A 21,070-nucleotide genomic window follows, 5' to 3' on the forward strand; every position below is an offset into this window, starting at 1 on the left:
AGAGAGATACGTCATGGCAAAGATGCAAGCAAAAGTCCAGCAGGACGAACGCGACGACGGCCTCCGCGAGAAGATGATCTCGGTCAACCGCGTCACCAAGGTGGTGAAGGGCGGCCGGATTCTCGGTTTCGCCGCGCTGACCGTGGTTGGTGATGGCGATGGCCGCATCGGCATGGGCAAGGGCAAGGCGAAGGAAGTGCCCGTGGCCGTGCAGAAGGCGATGGACGAAGCCCGTCGCAAGATGGTCAAGGTCTCGCTGAAGAACGGTACGCTGCAACACGAAGTGGTTGGCAAGCACGGCGCCGCCAAGGTGCTGATGATGCCCGCGAAGGAAGGTACCGGCGTGATCGCTGGTGGCCCGATGCGCGCCATTTTCGAAGTGATGGGCGTGACGAACGTGGTCACCAAGTCGCACGGCTCGACGAACCCGTACAACATGGTTCGCGCAACTCTCGACGGTCTGCAGAAGATGAGCACGCCGAGCGAGATCGCTGCGAAGCGCGGCAAGTCGGTCGAAGACATCCTCGGTTAAGGTGAACGAAATGTCGCAGAAAACCGTAAAAGTGCAACTCGTGCGCAGCCTGATCGGCACGCGCGAAGATCATCGCGCAACCGTCCGTGGCCTGGGCCTGCGCCGAATCAATTCGGTGTCGGAACTGCAGGACACGCCCGCCGTGCGCGGCATGATCAACAAGGTCTCGTACCTGGTCAAGGTTCTGGCCTGATACCGGGAACTCGGAGAGCAACATGCAACTGAACAACCTGAAACCGGCCGCCGGTTCGAAGCACGCCAAGCGTCGCGTCGGCCGCGGTATCGGCTCCGGCCTGGGCAAGACCGCCGGTCGTGGTCACAAGGGTCAGAAGTCGCGCTCGGGCGGCTTCCACAAGGTCGGCTTCGAAGGCGGTCAAATGCCGCTGTATCGTCGTCTGCCGAAGCGTGGTTTTACCTCGCTGACCAAGGCGTTCAACGCCGAGGTGACCCTGCGCGACATCGAGCGTCTGGAAGCTGCTGAAGTGGACCTTCTGGTCCTGAAGCAGGCCGGCCTCGTGGGCGAGCTGGTCAAGAACGCGAAGGTGATCAAGGCTGGCGAGCTGACCCGCAAGGTCACGATCAAGGGTCTGGGCGCCACTGCTGGTGCCAAGGCCGCGATCGAAGCCGCTGGCGGCCAGATCGCCGAGTAATTAGCAGCAGCCATCGCAGCAGGACGCGAGTCATAGTCGGAGCATCGTTTGGCCACGGCGAAACCTAACGCAAGCACGCAAGCCAGGAACACCGCAAAGTACGGCGATCTCAAGCGCCGTCTGATGTTTCTGGTGCTGGCCCTGATCGTCTACCGCATCGGTGCGCATATTCCGGTGCCGGGAATCGATCCGGATCAGCTCGCGAAGCTTTTCCAGAGTCAGTCGGGTGGCATCCTTGGGATGTTCAACCTGTTCTCGGGCGGTGCGCTGTCGCGCTTCACCGTCTTCGCGCTCGGCATCATGCCGTACATCTCGGCGTCGATCATCATGCAGTTGCTGACGATCGTGCTGCCGCAGCTGGAGACGTTGAAGAAGGAAGGGCAGGCGGGCCAGAGGAAGATCACGCAGTACACGCGCTACGGGACGGTGCTTCTGGCGCTGTTCCAGGCGCTGTCGATTGCAGTGGCATTGGAGTCGCAACCGGGTCTGGTTATCGATCCGGGCCTGATGTTCCGGGCGACGGCGGTGATCACGCTGGTGACCGGCACGATGTTCCTGATGTGGCTCGGTGAGCAGATCACCGAACGCGGTCTGGGCAACGGGATTTCGATCATCATCTTCGGTGGTATCGCGGCGGGCTTGCCCAACGCGATCGGCGGACTGTTTGAACTGGTCCGTACGGGTTCCATGAGCATCATTGCGGCGATCGTGATCGTTGCGATCATTGCAGGTGTGACCTTCGCCGTGGTGTTCGTCGAACGCGGTCAGCGCAAGATCCTCGTGAACTATGCCAAGCGTCAGGTCGGCAACAAGGTGTACGGCGGTCAGTCGTCGCACCTGCCGCTGAAGCTGAACATGGCCGGGGTGATTCCGCCGATCTTCGCGTCGTCGATCATTCTGTTCCCGGCGACGATCGCGGGGTGGTTCACGTCTGACTCGACGGGGTCGGTTGGCCGGTTCATCAAGGACCTCGCCGCCACGCTGTCGCCGGGTCAGCCGGTGTACATCCTGCTGTATGCGGCTGCGATTATTTTCTTCTGCTTCTTCTATACGGCCCTGGTGTACAACAGCCGTGAAGTTGCAGACAACCTGAAGAAAAGCGGTGCCTTCATTCCGGGTATTCGTCCGGGCGAGCAGACGACGCGCTACATCGACAAGATTCTGGTGCGATTGACGCTGGCTGGCGCGATGTACATCACGCTGGTCTGCCTGCTGCCTGAATTCCTGGTGCTGCGCTGGAACGTTCCGTTCTATTTCGGCGGAACCTCATTGCTGATCATCGTGGTCGTTACGATGGACTTCATGGCACAAGTACAGTCGTACGTCATGTCGCAACAGTATGAGTCCCTGCTGAAGAAGGCGAATTTCAAGGGTAACCTGACCTTGCGATGAAGTAGGGTCAGACCAGGCTCTAGGTATGGCAAAAGACGACGTCATCCAGATGCAAGGGGAGGTCCTGGAAAATCTCCCCAACGCGACGTTCCGCGTCAAGCTCGAAAATGGCCATGTAGTGCTGGGCCACATCTCCGGCAAGATGCGAATGAACTACATCCGGATTCTTCCGGGTGACAAGGTGACCGTCGAATTGACGCCGTATGATCTGTCACGCGCGCGCATCGTCTTCCGGACGAAGTGAAGCGAACAGGAATTGAAGGAAGAGGAAAATCATGAAAGTGCTGGCTTCTGTGAAGCGCATTTGCCGCAACTGCAAAATTATCAAGCGCAACGGTGTAGTGCGCGTGATCTGCTCGTCGGATCCTCGCCACAAGCAACGCCAAGGCTAATCGAAGAGGATTGACGAATGGCACGTATCGCAGGGGTTAACATCCCCAACCACAAGCACACCGAAATCGGCCTGACGGCTATTTACGGTGTCGGTCGCTCGCGCGCTCGCAAGATTTGCGAGGCCACCGGTGTTCCGTTTGACAAGAAGGTCAAGGATCTGACCGACGGCGACCTGGAAAAGCTTCGTGACGAAGTGGGCAAGGTAACGGTTGAGGGTGACCTGCGCCGCGAAAACACGATGAACATCAAGCGTCTGATGGACCTTGGTTGCTATCGTGGCGTTCGTCACCGCAAGGGTCTGCCGCTCCGCGGCCAGCGTACCCGCACCAACGCCCGCACCCGCAAGGGTCCGCGTAAGGCCGGCGTGGCTCTGAAGAAGTAAAGCCGAAGGCATAGGAACAGACACATGGCAAAAGGTCCGAACAACGCCGCCCAGCGCGCGCGTAAGAAGGTCAAGAAGAACGTTGCCGACGGCATTGCGCACGTTCACGCTTCGTTCAACAACACCATCATCACGATCACCGACCGTCAGGGCAACGCCCTGTCGTGGGCGACCGCCGGTGGCCAGGGCTTCAAGGGTTCGCGCAAGTCGACGCCCTTCGCTGCTCAGGTTGCTGCCGAGAACGCCGGCCGCGTGGCGCAAGACCAGGGTATCAAGAACCTGGAAGTGCGCATCAAGGGCCCCGGTCCTGGCCGTGAATCGGCTGTCCGTGCGCTGAACGCGCTGGGCATCAAGATCGCCGTGATCGAAGACGTGACGCCGGTGCCGCACAACGGCTGCCGTCCGCCGAAGCGTCGTCGTATCTAAGCATCGACACTGAACGCCGATATCGAGCCCGTGCAAATTGGCTCGATGCCGGTGTTTCGCCGATGTGGTAGTATCGCGCGTTGACCTGCTGCAACCTGTTGCGGCAGGTTTTCGTTTTGTGTTTCATGCTTTTGCGTTACTTCGCGGTGTTTCGGCGCCGCGAATGCCAATAAGCCCACCGTCCGTCAGATTTGCTGACGGACTCGCGGCGTGCCCGGTTTCCAGATGAAACCCGAGGCGGCGCAGCGATCGATCAAAGGAAGATAAAGTGGCACGTTATACCGGCCCGAAGGCCAAACTTTCCCGCCGCGAAGGCACCGATCTGTTCCTGAAGAGCGCACGCCGCTCGCTGGCCGACAAGTGCAAGCTGGATAGCAAGCCTGGTCAACACGGTCGCACCTCGGGTGCCCGTACCTCCGACTACGGCAACCAGCTGCGCGAAAAGCAGAAGGTCAAGCGTATTTACGGCGTGCTCGAGCGTCAATTCCGCCGTTACTTCGCGGAAGCCGACCGTCGCAAGGGCAACACCGGCGAAAACCTGCTGCAACTGCTGGAATCGCGTCTGGACAACGTCGTCTATCGCATGGGCTTTGGCTCGACGCGCGCTGAAGCGCGTCAGCTGGTGTCGCACAAGGCGATCATGGTGAACGGCATTGCACTGAACGTGCCGTCGGCCCAGATCAAGTCGGGCGACGTTGTGACCGTGCGCGAACTGTCGCGCAAGCAGGTCCGCATCGCTGAAGCGCTGTCGCTGGCCGAGCAGTCGGGTTTCCCGACCTGGGTGGCTGTCGATGCCAAGAAGTTCGAAGGCACCTTCAAGCAAGCCCCGGATCGCACCGATATCTCTGGCGACATCAACGAGAGCCTGATCGTCGAATTGTATTCGCGTTAATCGACTCGATCGATTCGCGAACGGTTCCGCGGTTGCGCCTCCCGCAACGCCTCGTTATCAGCCCGACGCGCGTCATGCGCGGTCGGGCTTATTGCCCATCATGCGATGGGCTTTTCAGGTTCCAAACGTCAGCCTTATCGGTGTAACGAGCCGAGGGTATTGAAAAGGACAACCTAATGCAAACAGCACTCCTCAAGCCTAAAATTATCGCCGTAGAACCGCTTGGCGACCATCACGCCAAAGTCGTGATGGAGCCGTTCGAGCGCGGCTACGGCCATACGCTCGGTAACGCGCTGCGTCGCGTGCTGCTGTCGTCGATGGTTGGCTACGCGCCGACCGAGGTCACGATCGCTGGAGTGGTGCACGAGTATTCCACCATCGACGGTGTGCAGGAAGACGTGGTCAACCTGCTTCTGAACCTCAAGGGTGTCGTGTTCAAGCTGCACAATCGTGACGAAGTCACGGTGTCGCTGCGCAAGGATGGTGAAGGCGTGGTTACGGCTGCCGATATCGAGCTGCCGCACGACGTTGAGATCATCAACCCGAATCACGTGATCGCCCATCTGTCCGCCGGCGGCAAGCTGGACATGCAGATCAAGGTCGAGCAAGGCCGCGGCTATGTGCCGGGCAACGTGCGCAAGTTCGGTGACGAAGCGGGCAAGGTTATCGGCCGCATCGTGCTGGACGCGTCGTTCTCGCCGGTGCGCCGTGTGTCGTACGCCGTTGAATCCGCTCGCGTGGAACAACGTACCGACCTCGACAAGCTGGTGATGAACATCGAAACCGACGGCGTGATTTCGCCCGAGGAAGCGATCCGCCAGTCGGCTCGCATCCTGGTGGATCAGCTGTCCGTGTTCGCCGCGCTGGAAGGCACCGAGTCCGCCGCCGAGGCCGCTTCGAGCCGTACGCCGCAGATCGATCCGATCCTGCTGCGCCCGGTCGACGACCTGGAGCTGACGGTGCGCTCGGCCAACTGCCTGAAGGCCGAAAACATCTACTACATCGGCGACCTGATCCAGCGTACCGAGAACGAACTGCTCAAGACCCCGAACCTGGGTCGCAAGTCGCTCAACGAGATCAAGGAAGTCCTCGCCTCCCGTGGCCTGACGCTCGGCATGAAGCTCGAGAACTGGCCGCCTGCTGGCCTGGAGAAGTAATTGACATAGCCGGGCTGCGGCAACGCGGCCCGGCTTGTCGAAACGCCGTCGGCATGGTGCCGACAAGAAGGGTGGCAACACCCGGAAGCACTACCGGCCCGCGCCCATGCCTGCCAGTTATCTGGTGGCATAGCGATAGAAGAGCTGGTCAAACACTGTTATCGAAAAGGAATCATCATGCGTCACCGTCATGGTTTGCGGAAGCTGAACCGCACCTCGTCGCACCGTCTCGCGATGCTGCGCAACATGTCCAACTCGCTGTTCCAACACGAGCTGATCAAGACCACCCTGCCGAAGGCCAAGGAACTGCGCAAGGTTGTCGAGCCCCTCATCACGCTGGCCAAGAAGGACACCGTGGCGAACCGTCGCCTGGCGTTCGCTCGCCTGCGCGATCGCGACATCGTGACCAAGCTGTTCACGGAACTGGGCCCGCGTTACAACGCGCGTCCGGGCGGCTACACCCGCGTGCTGAAGTTCGGTTTCCGTCAGGGCGACAATGCGCCGATGGCGCTGGTCGAGCTGGTCGACCGTCCGGAGATCACCGAAGCCCCGGCTGAAGAAGCTGCGGAATAAGGTATCGGACCTGCGGCAGCCTGTCTCACGACGGGTCTGCACGTAGCGCTTACAATCGAGCCAGGCTTTTGCCTGGCTCTTTTGTTTTTGGGCCCAACACAGAACAGGGAAGCGACGGGTATGCAGGTGCAGTCCGGGATCAGATCGGCCGCCATGATTTGGCGGGTTGACGCGCGGCGTGTGCTGCGGTGGATAGCCGCTGCCTGGCTGCTCGTGCTGCTGTGCCTGCTCGGGTGGCAGGGTACCGCGCGTGCCGCCACCGAGGACGACTTCCTGCCGCCGGAACAGGCGTTTCGATTTGCGGCGCGGCAGCTCGACGATCGGACGGTCGAGATTCGCTTTGACGTTGCCGATGGGTACTACCTGTATCGGGAGCGTTTCGCGTTTGCGGCGCAGCCTGCGTTGGTGAAGCTCGGTGCGCCGGAATTTCCGCACGGCAAGGTCAAGTTCGACGAGACCTTCAACAAGGATATGGAGACCTACCGCGGCAGCGTGACGATTCGCGTGCCCGTGGAGGCTGGGCCGGCCGATGGCAAATGGGCGCTGACCGTGACCTCGCAGGGGTGCGCGGACAAGGGGCTGTGCTATCCGCCGCAGGAACACGTGTTCCGCGTGGGCGGGGCGCCGCTGGCGAATCTGTTTGGCGATCGCGCGCCCGCCGCGACGACGTCGAGCGTTGCTGCGGCGGGTGCTTCCGCGTTGCCCGCACCGACACCGTCGGCCACCGTTGTGGCCGCGGATGACGGCGACCGTATCGCACGGGCGCTGGCCAGCCGCAATCTCGGCGTCATCGTCGCACTGTTCTTCGGTCTGGGCCTGCTGCTGACCTTCACCCCGTGCGTGCTGCCGATGGTGCCGATCCTGTCTTCGATCGTGGTCGGCGAGCATGTCACGCGTGGCCGGGCGCTGACGGTGTCGCTGGCCTATGTGCTCGGCATGGCCGTGGTGTACACGGCGATCGGCGTGGCGGCGGGACTGATCGGTGAAGGTTTGGCAGCTGCGCTGCAGACGCCCTGGGTGCTCGGCGCCTTTGCGGTGTTGATGGTGGCGCTGGCGCTGTCGATGTTCGGACTTTATGAATTGCAGCTGCCGCAGGGCTGGCAGACGCGGCTGACGGAGTCATCAAATCGCCGTCAGGGCGGGCAGATCGCGGGGGCAGCGCTGATGGGCGCGATCTCGGCGCTGATCGTCGGACCGTGCGTGACGGCGCCGCTCGCGGGTGCGTTGGCTTATATCGCGCAGACTGGCGATGCCATGATTGGCGGCAGCGCGTTGTTCGCGATGGCGATCGGCATGGGGGTGCCGCTTGTGTTGGTGGGCGTGGGCGCAGGCAATCTGCTGCCGCGCGCGGGCCGCTGGATGGAGGCGACCAAGCGCTTCTTCGGCTTCGTGTTGCTGGGCGTGGCGATCTGGATGATCACGCCGGTGCTGCCCGCGTGGACCGTGATGATTGCGTGGGCGGCGTTGCTGCTTGTGGGCGCGGTCTACCTTGGCGCATTCGATGCGCTGGGCGCCGACGCGCGCGGTCTGGCGCGTCTGGGCAAGGGGCTGGGCATCCTCGCCGCGTTGGCCGGCGCGATCGTGCTGGTGGGGCTTGCCTCCGGTGGTCGCGATCCGTTGCAGCCGTTGTCGCATTTCAGCGTGAGCGGCAACGAGGGCGGAGCGGGTGGGGCGCGCGAGCAGTCATCGGTGCGTTTCGAGCGCATTCGCAGCGTGGCGGAACTCGACGCACGCGTGGCGGCTGCCGCGGCGGCGGGCCGCCCGGTGATGCTCGATTTCTATGCGGACTGGTGCGTGAGCTGCAAGGAGATGGAGAAGTTCACGTTCTCCGATGCGAAGGTGGGCGCGCGCATGGCGCAGCTGACGCTGCTGCAGGCGGACGTGACCGCGAACAATGCCGACGATCGTGCGCTGCTCAAGCGCTTCAACCTGTTCGGGCCGCCCGGGATCATCCTGTTCGGTGCCGATGGCCAGGAGCGCCCCGTGCGCGTGATCGGTTATCAATCGGCTGATCGTTTCCTCGATAGCCTCGAGCGCGCGTTCGGCGCCTCCAGCGTCGCCGCGCGTTGATCCGATCGGGCGCTAGCGGTCCAGCCAGCGTCCTAGCGCCCACAGTGCGCCGATGCCGGCGACCACGGCACCCATCAGGCCGATCGACCACCAGAAGCCCTGCGGCGCATGGAGCCACGGCATGCGCTCGAAGTTCATGCCGAAGATCCCGGTGATCAGCGTCAGCGGCATGAACAACGCGGTGATGACCGTCAGCGTGCGCATGGTGCGATTGGTGCGATGCGCGACCGCCGAGAAGTGGATCTGCACGGCCGACTCGATCGAGTCCTCCAGCCGCCGCGCATGCGCGAGCACGCGCTGAATATGCTCCATGAGATCGGTAAGCCGGACCAGCAGTACCTCGTCGCGGCTGGCCGCCGCTGGCAGCGGCGCACCGTCTTGCTCGCTGCTATAGCGATTGTCGAGCAGACTGTCGCGAAACTCCTGCAGCGCGTCGCGTTGCTCCTCGCTCAGATGCTCGAGCCGTCGCAACTGGATGCGCGCATCGAGCAGCCCTTCCCAACTCGAAAAACTGCGGCGCGCGCTGAGCAATGCGCGCTGCCAGCGGTCGAGCTGGCGCGTGAGCGGCGAGCGTAGTTCGAGGTAGCGATCCACCATCGCGTTGAGCAACCGCAGCATCAGGTCCTCGGGCCGCGTGGGCGGACGTACCCCATGCACCAGCGCGGCCTGTCCGTTGGTGCCGGGGGCGCCGGCCGGTCGCGGTGCCTGACAGAGGTCGAGCAGGCGCTGGCGTACCTGATCCAGCGTGCGGGATGGACCCTGGCGCACGGTGACGAGTACCGTGTCGAACACGAAGAACGTGACCGGCTGGGTGTCGATACGTGCAAGCGCGGGCAAGAAGCCGGGCGGATACTTGCGCGCGGGTTTTTGCGCTGAGATGGGTACGGTCGAAGGTGTCGCCGCAGGCAGTGGCGTGGCCGGGGGCACGGACGCAGGCGCCGAGGCCGCATGCGCGGCGTCAGCCTCAGCGAACAGGCGGCTGGTCTCGAACGTGAGCTTGCGGAAGATCACCATGTCATACGCATTGGTCGTGTCGAAGAACGACGGATGCGATGGATTGGTGGCGTCCATCAGATGCAGGTCGAGCACGGGCGCGCCGGTCAGCGGCGTCAGGCGGTCACGCCACGCGGCGGGCGCGGGCGCGACTTCCTCGGTGTCGAAGTCCGCCCACACAAAGCGCGCTGCCGCGTTGCCAGCAAGAAACTCGCGCGCCGCCTCGAGGGTGGCGAGCGGGTGGACCTGACTGGCCGAGAAGCCAAGCAGTTGCATCGGCGGTGATCAGGCCCGCAGCAGACGCGCGGCGTCGCGCGCGAAGTACGTGAGGATGCCGTCGGCACCGGCGCGGCGGAACGCGAGCAGCGATTCCATCATCACCTTGTCGTGGTCGAGCCAGCCATTCTGCGCGGCGGCCTTGAGCATCGCGTATTCGCCGCTCACCTGGTACACGTAGGTCGGGTAGCGGAACTCGTCCTTCACGCGGCGCAGGATATCGAGGTACGGCATGCCGGGCTTGACCATGACCATGTCCGCGCCCTCCATGATGTCCTGTGCGACTTCGCGCAGGGCCTCATCGGTATTGGACGGGTCCATCTGGTACGTCATCTTGTTGCTCTTGCCCAGGTTCGCGGCCGAGCCCACGGCATCGCGGAACGGGCCGTAGAACGCGGACGCGTACTTGGCCGAGTACGCCATGATGCGCGTGTGGATGTGGCCGTGCTCTTCGAGCGCGGCGCGGACCGCGCCGATGCGGCCATCCATCATGTCGGACGGCGCGACGATATCGACGCCGGCCTCGGCCTGCGCGAGCGCCTGCTTGACCAGGATCTCCACCGTGATGTCGTTGATCACGTAGCCGTTGTCATCGAGCACGCCATCCTGGCCGTGACTCGTGTACGGGTCCAGTGCCACATCGGTCAGGATGCCGAGTTCAGGGAAGCGGTCCTTCAGTGCGCGCACGGCGCGCGGCACAAGGCCTTCCGCGCGCGTGGCCTCGATGCCATCGGGCGTCTTCAGCGACGGGTCGATCACCGGGAACAGCGCGATCACGGGAATGCCAAGCTTCACGCAGTCTTCTGCGATGGGCAGCAACAGGTCTACCGAGACGCGCTCCACACCAGGCATCGACGCTACGGTCTGACGCTGGTTCTGGCCTTCGAGGATGAAGACCGGGTAGATCAGGTTGTCGGGAGAGAGGCGAGTCTCGCGCATCATGCGGCGCGAGAAATCGTCGCGGCGCATGCGGCGGGGACGATATTCGGGAAACGTGGACATGTGCAGTTCCGGGGGAGTCGGCGCGATCACGCCGAAAGAAAAACTAAACTTTTAAGTGTGCCCGCTATCATACTCGCGGACACCTTGTGTTGCTTCGTGCGGCACGGTGTCCCCCGCTACTCCTCCCTGAGCGGGTACCCGCCCCAACCGGCGGGACGTTGGACCCCGTTGCCATGCAACGGGGCTTTTTTTGGGCACTTGAATCTAGGACTTGGACTTGCTGCGTTGCGTGACCTTCGGTCGCAGCGCTTTCGGTACCCGGTGCTTGGTCTTCTTGACCGGGGCCTTGGCAGCAGCGACCTTCCGGGTTTTTGCCACAGGCGCAGCAACAGCACCACCCGCCCCAAGGACAGCGGCATCCGCGCCCTCGGCGACTTCCGCCACCTCATCCGCAGCGCTGCCTTCATCGCTGCTCTCATCGCTGCTTTCGGTCGCTTCGACGCCATTCGCCTCAGGCGCCAAGGCTTCAGGCAATGAGAGCCAGCCGGCGATGACACGTTGTGCTTCCTCGATGCCACGGCGCTTGATGCTGGAAAACAACTGTGCGGTCATCGGCACCGGCGTCTCGAGCTGGTCCGCATAGCCGGCCAGCACCTTGCGCGTCTGGCGCAGCGCCAATGCGTTCTCGCTGTTGGTCAGCTTGTCCGCCTTGGTCAGCAGCACGTGGATCGGCCGGCCCGTGGGCAGGAACCACTCCACCATCTGGCAATCGAGGTCCGTGAATGGACGACGCGCGTCCATCATCAATACCAGCCCCGACAACTGCGTGCGGGTCTGCACGTAGTCGCTGAGCAGCCCCTGCCAGTGATACTTGGCCGTGCCCGAGACCTCCGCATAGCCGTAGCCGGGCAGATCGACGAGGAAGGCGAGCGGGTCCGGTGCCTTGACCGGCGCCACCGAGAAAAAGTTGATGTGCTGCGTGCGGCCGGGAGTACGCGACGAGAACGCGAGGCGCTTCTGGTTGCACAGGATGTTGATGGCCGTCGATTTGCCGGCATTGGAGCGGCCGGCAAACGCCACCTCCGGGACTGCCGTGGCGGGCAGATCGCGCAGGTGATTGACGGTAATGAAGAAGCGGGCCTGATGAAGAAGGGACATGCGAGAGAGTGGAGGACGGGACGCCGGTCGGGGGGCACGCGAGGCCAACTTGTGGCATCTCGTCACAGTGGCGTGCAGCCGTCAATCCGGAAAGCGATTTATTGTACAATACGCCGGTTTACGGTCTCCTGAGCGGGTGACGTGTGACATCCATTTTGTCGCACAGAGGTCTTGCACAGGACGCATGTCGCGGCAGTGGTGTTATCACCGAGGCTGCGACGGCCCGTCGCCGAAGGCGTTCCCACCGCCAGAGCTCCGGGTCGGCCGGCCTTGCATCCAGTATTCATAACAATTCTGACAAGGTGTGCGAATGAACCGCATTGCGAAGTTTCTGGCTGTCGTGGCGCTCGCTGTCCCGGCGTTGACCATGACGGGTTTGGCTACTGCCGCAGAGCAGGCCGCCGCTAAAGCCGATCCGGCCAAGGGCGAAACGCTCTATTCGCAAGGTGCGCCCGACCGCAATGTTCCCGCCTGCCTGAGCTGCCACGGCGCGGCTGGCAATAGCGGTGCGGCGGCAAATCCCAAGCTCGCCGGCCAGCAGGCCGAGTACGTGCACAAGCAACTCGAAGACTTCAAGGCCAAGACGCGTAACAACGCGATCATGACGCCGTACGCCTCGGTGCTGACCGACCAGGAAATGCGTGACATCGGCGCATACCTGGCCAAGCAGCAGCTGAAGCCGGCCACGGCCAAGAACAAGGATACGATCGAAGCCGGGCAGAAGATCTATCGCGCCGGTATCGCGGCCAAGGGTGTGCCGGCGTGCGCGGGCTGCCATGGTCCGACAGGGGCCGGTATCCCGGCGCAGTACCCACGCATCGGCGGCCAGTACTCCGAATACACGGAGGCACAGCTGATCGCATTCCGTCAGGGTACCCGCAAGAACAACTCGGTGATGAGCACGGTCGCCGCGCGCATGTCGGATGCCGAGATCAAGGCCGTCGCCGACTACGTGGCCGGCGTGCGCTGACATCTCGCCGTGCCGGACGCTGGTCGATGAAACCCTGCGTCCTGCCAACAATCGAAGAGGGTGGCGTGCTTGCAAAGCATGTCCACCCTCTTTCCTTTTTCACCACACGCAACAGCTGATTTGCCTCGGCGTTACCGTCCATGTCGACCGCTTCCACTTCGGGCCTGCACCTGAAGACCTCCCACCGCCTGCTGCGCGACATCGTCGAGTTGATGTCCTCGATGCGCTTTGCGATCACGCTGCTGACGGTGATCGCCATTGCCAGCGTGATCGGCACCGTGCTCAAGCAGAACGAGCCGTATCCGAACTACGTGAACCAGTTCGGCCCATTCTGGGCGGACCTGTTCCATGCGCTGTCGCTGCAGAAGGTCTATGGCTCGTGGTGGTTCCTGCTGATCCTGGCCTTCCTGGTGACGTCCACATCGTTGTGCATTGCACGAAACGGCCCGCGCATGATCGCCGACATGCGGTCGTGGAAGGATCATGTGCGCGAGCGCAGCCTGCGCGCGTTCCATCACCGCGGCGAGTTCGAGGGCGGCATGGCCCGCGCCGATGCGGTGGCGCGTCTGAATGCGCTGCTGCGCAACCGGGGTTACCGCATCAAGCCGGTGGAGCATGAAGGCGCCACGCTGCTGGCGGCGAAGGCGGGCGCGGCCAACAAGCTCGGGTACATCCTCGCGCATACGGCGATCGTGGTGATCTGCATCGGCGGTCTGCTGGACGGCGACATGCTGATTCGCGCGCAGATGTGGTTCGGCGGCAAGACTCCGATCAGCGGTAACGCCGTGATTACCGATGTGCCGCCGCAACATCGGTTGTCGGCGACCAATCCGGGCTTCCGCGGCAATGCATTTGTGCCCGAGGGCGCGACCGTCTCGACCGCGATTCTCAATGTGGCGGACGGCGCGCTGGTGCAGGACCTGCCGTTCACATTGACACTCAAGAAGTTCACGGTCGATTTCTATTCGACCGGCATGCCCAAGCTGTTCGCGTCGGATGTCGTGGTGACCGACCGCGCCACCGGCAAGCAGACCGAGGCGACGATCAAGGTGAACGAGCCGCTGATCGTCGATGGCATCGCGATCTATCAGTCGAGCTTCGAGGATGGCGGTTCGCGCCTGAAGTTCGTCGGCTATCCGATGGGCGGCACGACGGGCTCGACCTTTGCGCTGTCAGGGGCGGTGGGTGGCAGCGCCACGTTGACCGGTACCGGGACCGGGGCGGACGATGACAACCTGACCGTGGAGTTCAGCGACTTCCGCCTGATGAACGTCGAGAACGTGACCGACGCGTCGGGCAAGCCTGATGCGCGCGGCGTGGCGCGCAAGTCGATGGGTGCCGCGCTGGAGCAGCACCTCGGCGCGGCGGCCAATGCGGAGCGGCAGAAGGAGTTCCGCAACGTCGGCCCGTCGGTGCAATACAAGCTGCGCGACCGCAACGGCCAGGCGCGCGAATTCAACAACTATATGGTGCCCGTGGAGCTCGACGGACAGCTCGTGTTTCTGGCGGGCATGCGTGAAGCGCCGGACGAGCCGTTCCGATATCTGCGCATCCCGGCCGACGAGGAACGTTCCGTGGCGGACTGGATGCGTCTGCGCGCGGCGCTGCAGGATCGCGCCATGCGCGGTGAGGCCGCGCGGCGCTTTGCCGCGATCTCGATGCCGGGGGAGGGCAAGGAGACGCTGCGCCAGCAACTGGCCGAGAGCGCGCTGCGGGCGATGGATCTGTTTGCGGGCGCGGCACGCGCGCAACCCGACGCGCCGCCCGGTGGCTTTACGGCGATTGCCGCGTTCCTCGAGAAGACCGTGCCGCCGGCCGAGCAGCAGAAGGCCGCCGATGTGCTGCTGCGTATCCTCAACGGCAGCATGTGGGAGTTGTGGCAGATTGCGCGCGAGAAGGACAAGGCACCGGCAGTGGCCAATGACGCCAAGAGCAGTGCGTTCCTGCAACAAGCGGTCAACTCGCTGTCGGATAGTTTTTTCTACGCCGCACCGGTTTTTCTGCAACTGGATGATTTCGAGCAAGTGCGTGCAAGCGTGTTCCAGATGACGCGTGCGCCCGGTAAAAACATCGTGTATCTTGGGTGCTTGCTGCTCGTACTTGGCGTTTTTGCGATGTTCTACATTCGCGAACGCCGTGTATGGATCTGGGTCAAGGATAAACACGAAGGTCAGGGCAGCGAGGTGCTGATGGCGATGTCCACACAGCGCCGAACCCTCGATTTTGAGCGGGAGTTCGCGGCATTGCGCGACGATGTGGGTCGTGCGGCCGGCGCCAACCCGACGGAGGGATAACGGCCTCGTACGTCGCATACGGGGTGACACGAACCACAAGAGCAGGAATGCCATGTCTTCCAATGTGAATCCCGTCACGTCCGGGATGCATCCGACCTCCAAGCAGGCGATGCCATCCCAGACGCAGCCTCCGGCCGCGCACGCCGCCGAGGCTTATCTTGAACCGTCGTTCCTGCGCCGCCTCTCGTGGGTGGATTGGGTCTACGCGCTGTTGCTGGTCGTGGGAGCGGGTTTTGCGCTCACTCAGTACGGCGAGTGGATGAATGTCTACGACAAGGCCGTGTTGATCGGCGCCGTGCCGACCTTTGCGCTGCTCGGATGGCACTGGAAGGCGGTGCGGCCGCTGATGGCCGGGCTCGCGGTGCTGGCGATCGGGGCGATCCAGCTCTATCACGGCGATCTCGCGCGCGCCGAGCAAGCTTTCTTCCTCAAGTACTTCCTGTCGAGCCAGTCCGCGATTCTGTGGATGAGCGCGCTCGTGTTCCTGTCCACGCTGTTCTACTGGGTTGGGCTGGCCACGCGCTCCGACACCGGCTATAGCATCGGCAGCAAGCTCTGCTGGGCTGCGGTGGTGCTGGGCTTCACGGGCCTGTTCGTGCGCTGGTACGAGTCGTACCTGATCGGCACCGACGTGGGTCATATTCCCATCTCGAACCTGTACGAAGTGTTCGTGCTGTTCACGCTGATCACGTCGCTGTTCTACCTGTACTACGAGCGTCGCTATGCGACGCGCGCGCTGGGACCGTTCGTGATGCTGGTGGTGTCGGCGGCGGTCGGATTCCTGCTCTGGTACACGGTCAGCCGCAACGCGCAGGAGATCCAGCCGCTGGTTCCGGCGCTGCAGAGCTGGTGGATGAAGATCCACGTGCCCGCAAACTTCATTGGCTACGGCACCTTCTCGCTGGCGGCAATGGTCGCGGTGGCCTATCTGCTGAAGGAGCGCGGCATTCTCGCGGAGCGCCTGCCGTCGCTCGAGCTGCTTGACGACGTCATGTACAAGGCGATCGCGGTGGGCTTTGCGTTCTTCACGATCGCGACGATTCTTGGCGCACTCTGGGCTGCGGAGGCCTGGGGCGGCTACTGGAGCTGGGATCCGAAGGAGACCTGGGCGCTGATCGTGTGGCTCAACTATGCGGCGTGGCTGCATATGCGGCTGATGAAGGGCCTGCGTGGCACGATGGCGGCCTGGTGGTCGCTGGTGGGCCTGCTGGTTACCACGTTCGCGTTCTTGGGTGTGAACATGTTCCTGTCGGGCCTGCATAGCTACGGTGAGCTTTGATCCAGTTGCCTCCCCAGAAAATGAAGAGCCCGTCGCTTTTAGCGGCGGGTTTTTTGTTTGCGGCGAAAAAAGTCGCACTTCGCCGGAATAAACGCGTCACATCCAGTGTTTACTGAGAGAAGCGGACGCCGGCGGTCGGCGTCCAAAAACGAGAAGGAGAATTCACCATGGCATTGAACTCGCTGTTCCGTCCGGCCGGCATCGCGCTGGCATCCGCCTCGATCCTGCTCGGCGCCTGCGCTGGCTACGGTGGCGCGGGCGGCAACCTGCCACCGACCGTCAAGGTGACCGATGGCGTGCTGACCGATCCGCAAGGGCTGACGCTGTACACGTTCGACCGCGACACCGCCGGCAGCGGCAAGAGCGTCTGCAATGCCACGTGCGCGACCAACTGGCCGCCGCTGCTGGCCAGCCCGGGCACCAGCGCGAGCGGCAGCTACACGATCATCACGCGTGACGATGGCACGCGTCAGTGGGCCTTCAAGGGCAGCCCGCTGTATCGCTTTGCCAAGGACGCCAAGCCTGGCGACCGCGCTGGCGATAACCTGAACAACGTCTGGCACGTGGCCAAGCCGTAATCTTTCCCACTGGCGCCGAGCATGGCAGACCCCGGTCTGGCCATGCTCGGCCGCGTCCTGCATCGCACCCGAGCGGCACTTCGTCCACCGCGACACAGTGGCATACAAAATTGTTGTCAGGATTGCCCGCACCAACCGACAAAGCGGAAAGTCCAACGCTGCAATGGGTACGTTTTTTTTGGCCGGACGTACCGGTGCGTACCTAAGGCCGAACTCGAGGTGCTTCTGAAATGCTGATTCCTTCCCCCAAATGGCTGCGTGGCGATGACATCGCCGCGTCGGAGATCACGCCGCGTCATGTGTTCGAATCGCGCCGCCGGCTAATGATGATGGCTGCGGCAGGCGCCGCGGGTGCCACGCTGTCGCCGTGGTTCATGCGACGCGCACACGCTGCGCAGGCGCATGGTGCCAAGCTGGCCGCGAAGCTGAATCAGGCGTATGCCATCAGCGAGAAGCCCACGCCGTACGACGACGTGACCACGTACAACAATTTCTACGAGTTCGGTACGGACAAGTCCGACCCCGCGCGTTACGCAGGCACGTTGCGGACGCGTCCATGGCAGGTGTCGGTGGAAGGCCTCGTCAAGCAGCCGAAGGTGTATGACATCGACGAGTTGCTCAAGCTTGCGCCGCTCGAGGAGCGCGTCTACCGCATGCGTTGCGTAGAGGGCTGGTCGATGGTGATCCCGTGGATCGGCTATTCGCTGTCGGAGTTGATCAAGCGCGTGGAGCCGCAGCCCGGTGCGAAGTTCGTGCAGTTCATCACGCTGGCGGACAAGAAGCAGATGCCCGGTATCGGCAGTCCCGTGCTGGACTGGCCCTATAGCGAGGGCCTGCGCATGGACGAGGCGATGCATCCGCTGGCGTTGCTGACGTTTGGTCTCTACGGTGAAGTGCTGCCGAATCAGAACGGTGCGCCGGTACGCATGGTGTTGCCGTGGAAGTACGGCTTCAAGAGCGCGAAGTCTATCGTGAAGATCCGCTTTGTCGACAAGCAGCCGCCGACGAGCTGGAACCTCGCCGCAGCCAACGAGTACGGGTTCTACTCGAACGTGAACCCCGATGTCGATCATCCGCGCTGGAGTCAGGCGACCGAGCGACGCATCGGCGAGGACAAGGGGTCTGGCGGCTTTGCCGCGCTGTTCGCGCCCAAGCGCAAGACGTTGCCGTTCAATGGCTACGGCCAGCAGGTGGCATCGTTGTACGCGGGCATGGACCTCAAGAAAAACTTCTGATGGCGCGGGAGCGTGACATGAGCACCAATCCGTCTGCCGCACCGACCGGCACAAGGGCAGGAGCTCGGGTCGCGGGTGCCGCCGCACCGAGCGCCGGCACGCTTGCGATGCTATCCCCCGCGCGACTGCGGGCGGTAAAGGTGGCGGTGTGGCTGCTCGCCTTGCTGCCGTTCGCGCGCCTGATGTACCTCGGCGCCACGTCGCAATTCGGCGCCAATCCACTCGAGTTCGTGACACGTTCGACCGGTACGTGGACGCTGGTTCTGCTGTGCGTCACGCTGGCCGTGACGCCGCTGCGACGCCTGACTGGATGGAACTGGGTAGTGCGGCTACGCCGGCTGCTCGGGCTATTTGCGTTCTTCTACGGCCTGCAGCATTTCCTGCTGTGGCTGGCCGTCGATCGCGGCTTCGATGTGGCCTACATGATTGAAGATGTGGCCAAGCGGCCGTTCATCACGGTGGGGTTTGCGGCGTTCGTGCTGATGTTTGCGCTGGCCCTCACGTCACCCCATGTGGTCGTGCGGCGGCTCGGGGGCAAGCGCTGGCAGGTTCTGCACAAGGCGATCTATGCGATCGCGGTGCTGGCGATCCTGCATTTCTGGTGGCACAAGGCTGGGAAGAACGACTTCAGTGAAGTGTCGAACTACGCGGCGGTGGTGTTCGTGCTCCTGGGGATTCGTGCGTGGTGGGCGGTGCGGAAGCGGGCTGGGTAAGCATGATTACCCCAGGCTTCATTACCCCTCTGCCAGACGGAGAGGGGCACGGAGTCTGATCAGTCCTTGAGCAGGCGCTCGTTGCGGAACAGGTCTTCCGCGCGCTCGCGTTCGCGCACCAGATGCACCTGGTCGCCATCCACGAGCACTTCGGCCGCGCGGCCGCGCGTGTTGTAGTTCGAGCTCATCACGAAGCCATACGCACCTGCCGACATCACGGCGAGCAGGTCGCCGGGCTGCACCGCCAGTGCGCGGTCGCGGCCGAGCCAGTCGCCCGATTCGCACACCGGACCCACGATGTCATACGTCACTGCGGCGTCGCTGCGTGGCGATACGGCTTCGATGCGGTGGTACGCCTCGTACATGGCCGGACGTGCAAGGTCGTTCATCGCGGCATCGACGATGCAGAAATTCTTGGCCGCGCCCGGCTTCAGAAACTCTACCGTGGTCAGCAGCGCGCCGGCGTTGCCGACGAGCGAGCGGCCCGGCTCGAACAGCACTTCGCGGTGGCCATGGCCGCGCGCTGCCACGCGTTCCAGCAGCGTCGTGGCGAAGCCCGTGATGTCTGGCGGCGTTTCGTCGTCGTAGGTAATGCCGAGGCCGCCGCCGACATCGATATGCTCGAGGTCGATGCCTTCGCGCGCGAGGGCTTCCACCACGTCGAGCACCTTGTCGAGCGCCTCGAGATACGGCGCGACTTCGGTGATCTGCGAGCCAATATGGCAGTCGATGCCGGTCACCTCGAGGTGCGGCAGCGCGGCGGCCGTGCGGTACGTCTGCATGACGTCTTCGAACGCGACACCGAACTTGTTGCCCTTGAGGCCTGTAGAGATATACGGGTGCGTCTTGGCATCGACGTCCGGGTTGATGCGCAGCGAGACGCGCGCGCGCTTGCCGACGCGACCGGCCACGGCGTTCAGGCGATCGAGCTCGGGCACCGATTCCACGTTGAAGCCGCGCACGTCGTGCGAGAGCGCGAGGGCCATCTCCGCTTCGGTTTTGCCGACGCCCGAGAACACCACCTTGCGGGGGTCACCGCCCGCGGCCAGCACGCGCAGCAGTTCGCCGCCCGACACGATGTCGAAGCCGGCGCCGAGCTTCGCGAACACCTGCAGCACGGCGAGGTTCGAGTTGGCTTTCATCGCGTACTGCACGCGGGCACGGCGGCCCTTGCAGGCGGCGGCGTAGGCCTCGTAGGTGCTGGTCAGCGCGGCGCGCGAGTAGACGTAGGTCGGCGTACCAAATTCGGCGGCGATGCGTGCGAGCGGCACTTGCTCGACGGCGAGCGCGCCATTCTGGCGATGGAAGAATGCGGTCATGTTCAACGGGCGTTGGGGGCGGACGCCGGGGTTTCGGGCGTTTGGCCAGGCATCGGCGTATTCGGATTGCCGAGGCCGGTGTCGGGGACGGTCGGCGCGGTGGGCGCGGGTGGCACCCGGGGCATGTACAGCGGGCCGCGAATGCCGCAACCGGCGAGGGTCATCGCGAGGCCGGCTGCAAACGCCGATACAATCGCACGGCGCGGCATCGGAATCTGGCGCAGCATCGGAATGTCCTTCATGGTCTGGAATGGCTAGGGGGAGGATGACCGGCAGAACTGGCAATACAGAACCGGCAAAAACCGGCGAGATTCCGATCGTCACACCTTGAAATCAACAGCGCCGGGCGCGTGCGTCCGGCGGCCTTGGAGTTTAGCATGCCCCCCCTGAGTGAAACCGAGTTCCTGACGCTGGCCACGGCGGAGCTGGACCGCCTCGAGGCCGCGATCGAAGCCGCCGCGGATGCCGTCGATGCGGATGTCGAGATCAACCGTACCGGTAACGTGATGGAGCTTGAGTTCGAGGATGGCTCCAAGATCATCGTCAACAGCCAGGCGCCGATGCAGGAACTGTGGGTGGCCGCGCGGGCGGGTGGGTTCCATTTCCGCCATGACGGGGCGAAGTGGATGGATACGCGCGGTGGGGGAGAGTTTTATGCGGCGCTGTCGGCGTATATGAGCCAGCAGGCTGGGGCGGAGATTGCTTTGGTCGGTTGAGGCGTGGTGTGCCCTCTCCCCCGGCCCCTCTCCCCGAGGGAGAGGGGAGAAAACAATTGGTTGATTAACCTTTCACCCTCTCCCCCGGCCCCTCTCCCTCAAGGGAGAGGGGAGAAAACCGTTGGCATGC

23 protein-coding genes and 1 pseudogene are annotated in these 21,070 nt (G+C 63.4%); 19 read left to right on the forward strand and 5 right to left on the reverse strand.

Going from position 1 to position 21,070, the window contains the following annotated elements:
- The first annotated feature begins 13 nt into the window (after positions 1-13).
- The 12 genes from rpsE to dsbD all read left to right on the forward strand — a co-directional run bounded on the left by rpsE (position 14) and on the right by dsbD (position 8,467).
- Positions 14-532, forward strand: a complete 519-nt coding sequence (rpsE, locus tag LDO41_RS32715) for a 30S ribosomal protein S5 (protein WP_011299302.1) — start codon at positions 14-16, stop codon at positions 530-532.
- Positions 533-542: 10 nt separating this feature from the next.
- Complete coding sequence (gene rpmD / locus LDO41_RS32720) at positions 543-725, forward strand: 50S ribosomal protein L30 (protein WP_010812381.1); 183 nt, start codon at positions 543-545, stop codon at positions 723-725.
- A gap of 22 nt (positions 726-747) precedes the next feature.
- Positions 748-1,182, forward strand: coding sequence for a 50S ribosomal protein L15 (gene rplO / locus LDO41_RS32725; protein WP_223995675.1), 435 nt, complete (start codon positions 748-750; stop codon positions 1,180-1,182).
- A 48-nt stretch (positions 1,183-1,230) separates the two neighbouring features.
- Positions 1,231-2,574 carry a preprotein translocase subunit SecY gene (gene secY, locus LDO41_RS32730; protein ID WP_223995676.1) on the forward strand — a complete coding sequence of 448 codons (1,344 nt, stop codon included), beginning with the start codon at positions 1,231-1,233 and terminating at the stop codon, positions 2,572-2,574.
- A gap of 25 nt (positions 2,575-2,599) precedes the next feature.
- On the forward strand, positions 2,600-2,818 hold the full coding sequence (gene infA, locus LDO41_RS32735) for a translation initiation factor IF-1 (protein ID WP_010812378.1): 219 nt from the start codon (positions 2,600-2,602) through the stop codon (positions 2,816-2,818).
- A gap of 31 nt (positions 2,819-2,849) precedes the next feature.
- Positions 2,850-2,966 carry a 50S ribosomal protein L36 gene (gene rpmJ / locus LDO41_RS32740; RefSeq protein ID WP_008642959.1) on the forward strand — a complete coding sequence of 39 codons (117 nt, stop codon included), beginning with the start codon at positions 2,850-2,852 and terminating at the stop codon, positions 2,964-2,966.
- Positions 2,967-2,983: 17 nt separating this feature from the next.
- On the forward strand, positions 2,984-3,349 hold the full coding sequence (rpsM, locus tag LDO41_RS32745; RefSeq protein ID WP_223995677.1) for a 30S ribosomal protein S13: 366 nt from the start codon (positions 2,984-2,986) through the stop codon (positions 3,347-3,349).
- A 24-nt stretch (positions 3,350-3,373) separates the two neighbouring features.
- Positions 3,374-3,775 (forward strand): 30S ribosomal protein S11, encoded by a 402-nt coding sequence (gene rpsK / locus LDO41_RS32750; RefSeq protein WP_008642963.1) that lies wholly within the window; start codon positions 3,374-3,376, stop codon positions 3,773-3,775.
- Between the two features lie 268 nt (positions 3,776-4,043).
- On the forward strand, positions 4,044-4,667 hold the full coding sequence (gene rpsD / locus LDO41_RS32755; protein ID WP_223995678.1) for a 30S ribosomal protein S4: 624 nt from the start codon (positions 4,044-4,046) through the stop codon (positions 4,665-4,667).
- A gap of 176 nt (positions 4,668-4,843) precedes the next feature.
- A complete protein-coding gene (locus LDO41_RS32760; protein ID WP_109585098.1) occupies positions 4,844-5,824 on the forward strand; it encodes a DNA-directed RNA polymerase subunit alpha in 981 nt (326 codons plus the stop codon).
- 177 nt (positions 5,825-6,001) lie between these two features.
- Complete coding sequence (gene rplQ / locus LDO41_RS32765; RefSeq protein WP_223995679.1) at positions 6,002-6,397, forward strand: 50S ribosomal protein L17; 396 nt, start codon at positions 6,002-6,004, stop codon at positions 6,395-6,397.
- A gap of 153 nt (positions 6,398-6,550) precedes the next feature.
- Positions 6,551-8,467: a protein-disulfide reductase DsbD gene (gene dsbD, locus LDO41_RS32770; protein WP_223995680.1), complete on the forward strand. Its 1,917-nt coding sequence runs from the start codon at positions 6,551-6,553 to the stop codon at positions 8,465-8,467.
- Positions 8,468-8,479: 12 nt separating this feature from the next.
- On the opposite strand, the gene LDO41_RS32775 is transcribed toward dsbD, so the two are convergent.
- From LDO41_RS32775 to yihA, 3 genes and pseudogenes are all read right to left on the reverse strand, one after another.
- Positions 8,480-9,736, reverse strand: coding sequence for a magnesium transporter CorA family protein (locus LDO41_RS32775; RefSeq protein ID WP_223995681.1), 1,257 nt, complete (start codon positions 9,734-9,736; stop codon positions 8,480-8,482).
- Positions 9,737-9,745: 9 nt separating this feature from the next.
- Positions 9,746-10,738, reverse strand: coding sequence for a porphobilinogen synthase (hemB, locus tag LDO41_RS32780; RefSeq protein WP_223995682.1), 993 nt, complete (start codon positions 10,736-10,738; stop codon positions 9,746-9,748).
- A 402-nt stretch (positions 10,739-11,140) separates the two neighbouring features.
- A pseudogene (gene yihA, locus LDO41_RS32785) lies at positions 11,141-11,836 on the reverse strand (ribosome biogenesis GTP-binding protein YihA/YsxC); the annotation flags it as partial.
- A 310-nt stretch (positions 11,837-12,146) separates the two neighbouring features.
- On the opposite strand from yihA, the gene LDO41_RS32790 reads away from it, so the two are divergent.
- The 6 genes from LDO41_RS32790 to msrQ all read left to right on the forward strand — a co-directional run bounded on the left by LDO41_RS32790 (position 12,147) and on the right by msrQ (position 18,905).
- Positions 12,147-12,806, forward strand: coding sequence for a c-type cytochrome (locus LDO41_RS32790; protein WP_223995684.1), 660 nt, complete (start codon positions 12,147-12,149; stop codon positions 12,804-12,806).
- Positions 12,807-12,946: 140 nt separating this feature from the next.
- Positions 12,947-15,100, forward strand: coding sequence for a cytochrome c biogenesis protein ResB (locus LDO41_RS32795; RefSeq protein ID WP_223995685.1), 2,154 nt, complete (start codon positions 12,947-12,949; stop codon positions 15,098-15,100).
- Between the two features lie 109 nt (positions 15,101-15,209).
- Complete coding sequence (gene ccsB / locus LDO41_RS32800; protein WP_223995738.1) at positions 15,210-16,379, forward strand: c-type cytochrome biogenesis protein CcsB; 1,170 nt, start codon at positions 15,210-15,212, stop codon at positions 16,377-16,379.
- Between the two features lie 167 nt (positions 16,380-16,546).
- Positions 16,547-16,957: a COG4315 family predicted lipoprotein gene (locus LDO41_RS32805; protein WP_223995686.1), complete on the forward strand. Its 411-nt coding sequence runs from the start codon at positions 16,547-16,549 to the stop codon at positions 16,955-16,957.
- Between the two features lie 230 nt (positions 16,958-17,187).
- On the forward strand, positions 17,188-18,192 hold the full coding sequence (msrP, locus tag LDO41_RS32810; RefSeq protein WP_223995687.1) for a protein-methionine-sulfoxide reductase catalytic subunit MsrP: 1,005 nt from the start codon (positions 17,188-17,190) through the stop codon (positions 18,190-18,192).
- 17 nt (positions 18,193-18,209) lie between these two features.
- The gene (gene msrQ, locus LDO41_RS32815; RefSeq protein ID WP_223995688.1) at positions 18,210-18,905 is read left to right on the forward strand and encodes a protein-methionine-sulfoxide reductase heme-binding subunit MsrQ; all 696 of its coding nucleotides are present in this window, start codon (positions 18,210-18,212) and stop codon (positions 18,903-18,905) included.
- A 59-nt stretch (positions 18,906-18,964) separates the two neighbouring features.
- On the opposite strand, the gene lysA is transcribed toward msrQ, so the two are convergent.
- Positions 18,965-20,224 carry a diaminopimelate decarboxylase gene (gene lysA / locus LDO41_RS32820; RefSeq protein ID WP_223995689.1) on the reverse strand — a complete coding sequence of 420 codons (1,260 nt, stop codon included), beginning with the start codon at positions 20,222-20,224 and terminating at the stop codon, positions 18,965-18,967.
- A 2-nt stretch (positions 20,225-20,226) separates the two neighbouring features.
- Positions 20,227-20,466, reverse strand: a complete 240-nt coding sequence (gene lptM, locus LDO41_RS34440; RefSeq protein ID WP_223995690.1) for an LPS translocon maturation chaperone LptM — start codon at positions 20,464-20,466, stop codon at positions 20,227-20,229.
- A gap of 135 nt (positions 20,467-20,601) precedes the next feature.
- Here lptM and cyaY point away from each other — a divergent pair, with 135 nt between their 5' ends.
- Entirely contained in the window at positions 20,602-20,940 is a 339-nt protein-coding gene (gene cyaY / locus LDO41_RS32830; protein ID WP_223995691.1) for an iron donor protein CyaY, read from the forward strand.
- The last annotated feature ends 130 nt before the right edge of the window (positions 20,941-21,070 follow it).

Origin of the sequence: Cupriavidus pampae (genome assembly GCF_914271485.1) — a bacterium.
GTDB classification, from domain to species: domain Bacteria; phylum Pseudomonadota; class Gammaproteobacteria; order Burkholderiales; family Burkholderiaceae; genus Cupriavidus; species Cupriavidus pampae.

Excerpts from the sequence above, each read along its gene's own strand:
- rpsE (WP_011299302.1), top strand. The coding sequence starts at position 14 with ATGGCAAAGATGCAAGCAAAAGTCCAGCAGGACGAACGCGACGACGGC.
- rpmD (WP_010812381.1), top strand. The coding sequence starts at position 543 with ATGTCGCAGAAAACCGTAAAAGTGCAACTCGTGCGCAGCCTGATCGGC.
- rplO (WP_223995675.1), top strand. The coding sequence starts at position 748 with ATGCAACTGAACAACCTGAAACCGGCCGCCGGTTCGAAGCACGCCAAG.
- infA (WP_010812378.1), top strand. The coding sequence starts at position 2,600 with ATGGCAAAAGACGACGTCATCCAGATGCAAGGGGAGGTCCTGGAAAAT.
- rpmJ (WP_008642959.1), top strand. The coding sequence starts at position 2,850 with ATGAAAGTGCTGGCTTCTGTGAAGCGCATTTGCCGCAACTGCAAAATT.
- rpsM (WP_223995677.1), top strand. The coding sequence starts at position 2,984 with ATGGCACGTATCGCAGGGGTTAACATCCCCAACCACAAGCACACCGAA.
- rpsK (WP_008642963.1), top strand. The coding sequence starts at position 3,374 with ATGGCAAAAGGTCCGAACAACGCCGCCCAGCGCGCGCGTAAGAAGGTC.
- LDO41_RS32760 (WP_109585098.1), top strand. The coding sequence starts at position 4,844 with ATGCAAACAGCACTCCTCAAGCCTAAAATTATCGCCGTAGAACCGCTT.
- rplQ (WP_223995679.1), top strand. The coding sequence starts at position 6,002 with ATGCGTCACCGTCATGGTTTGCGGAAGCTGAACCGCACCTCGTCGCAC.
- dsbD (WP_223995680.1), top strand. The coding sequence starts at position 6,551 with ATGATTTGGCGGGTTGACGCGCGGCGTGTGCTGCGGTGGATAGCCGCT.
- LDO41_RS32775 (WP_223995681.1), bottom strand. The coding sequence starts at position 9,736 with ATGCAACTGCTTGGCTTCTCGGCCAGTCAGGTCCACCCGCTCGCCACC.
- hemB (WP_223995682.1), bottom strand. The coding sequence starts at position 10,738 with ATGTCCACGTTTCCCGAATATCGTCCCCGCCGCATGCGCCGCGACGAT.
- LDO41_RS32790 (WP_223995684.1), top strand. The coding sequence starts at position 12,147 with ATGAACCGCATTGCGAAGTTTCTGGCTGTCGTGGCGCTCGCTGTCCCG.
- LDO41_RS32795 (WP_223995685.1), top strand. The coding sequence starts at position 12,947 with ATGTCGACCGCTTCCACTTCGGGCCTGCACCTGAAGACCTCCCACCGC.
- ccsB (WP_223995738.1), top strand. The coding sequence starts at position 15,210 with ATGCCATCCCAGACGCAGCCTCCGGCCGCGCACGCCGCCGAGGCTTAT.
- LDO41_RS32805 (WP_223995686.1), top strand. The coding sequence starts at position 16,547 with ATGGCATTGAACTCGCTGTTCCGTCCGGCCGGCATCGCGCTGGCATCC.
- msrP (WP_223995687.1), top strand. The coding sequence starts at position 17,188 with ATGCTGATTCCTTCCCCCAAATGGCTGCGTGGCGATGACATCGCCGCG.
- msrQ (WP_223995688.1), top strand. The coding sequence starts at position 18,210 with ATGAGCACCAATCCGTCTGCCGCACCGACCGGCACAAGGGCAGGAGCT.
- lysA (WP_223995689.1), bottom strand. The coding sequence starts at position 20,224 with ATGACCGCATTCTTCCATCGCCAGAATGGCGCGCTCGCCGTCGAGCAA.
- lptM (WP_223995690.1), bottom strand. The coding sequence starts at position 20,466 with ATGAAGGACATTCCGATGCTGCGCCAGATTCCGATGCCGCGCCGTGCG.
- cyaY (WP_223995691.1), top strand. The coding sequence starts at position 20,602 with ATGCCCCCCCTGAGTGAAACCGAGTTCCTGACGCTGGCCACGGCGGAG.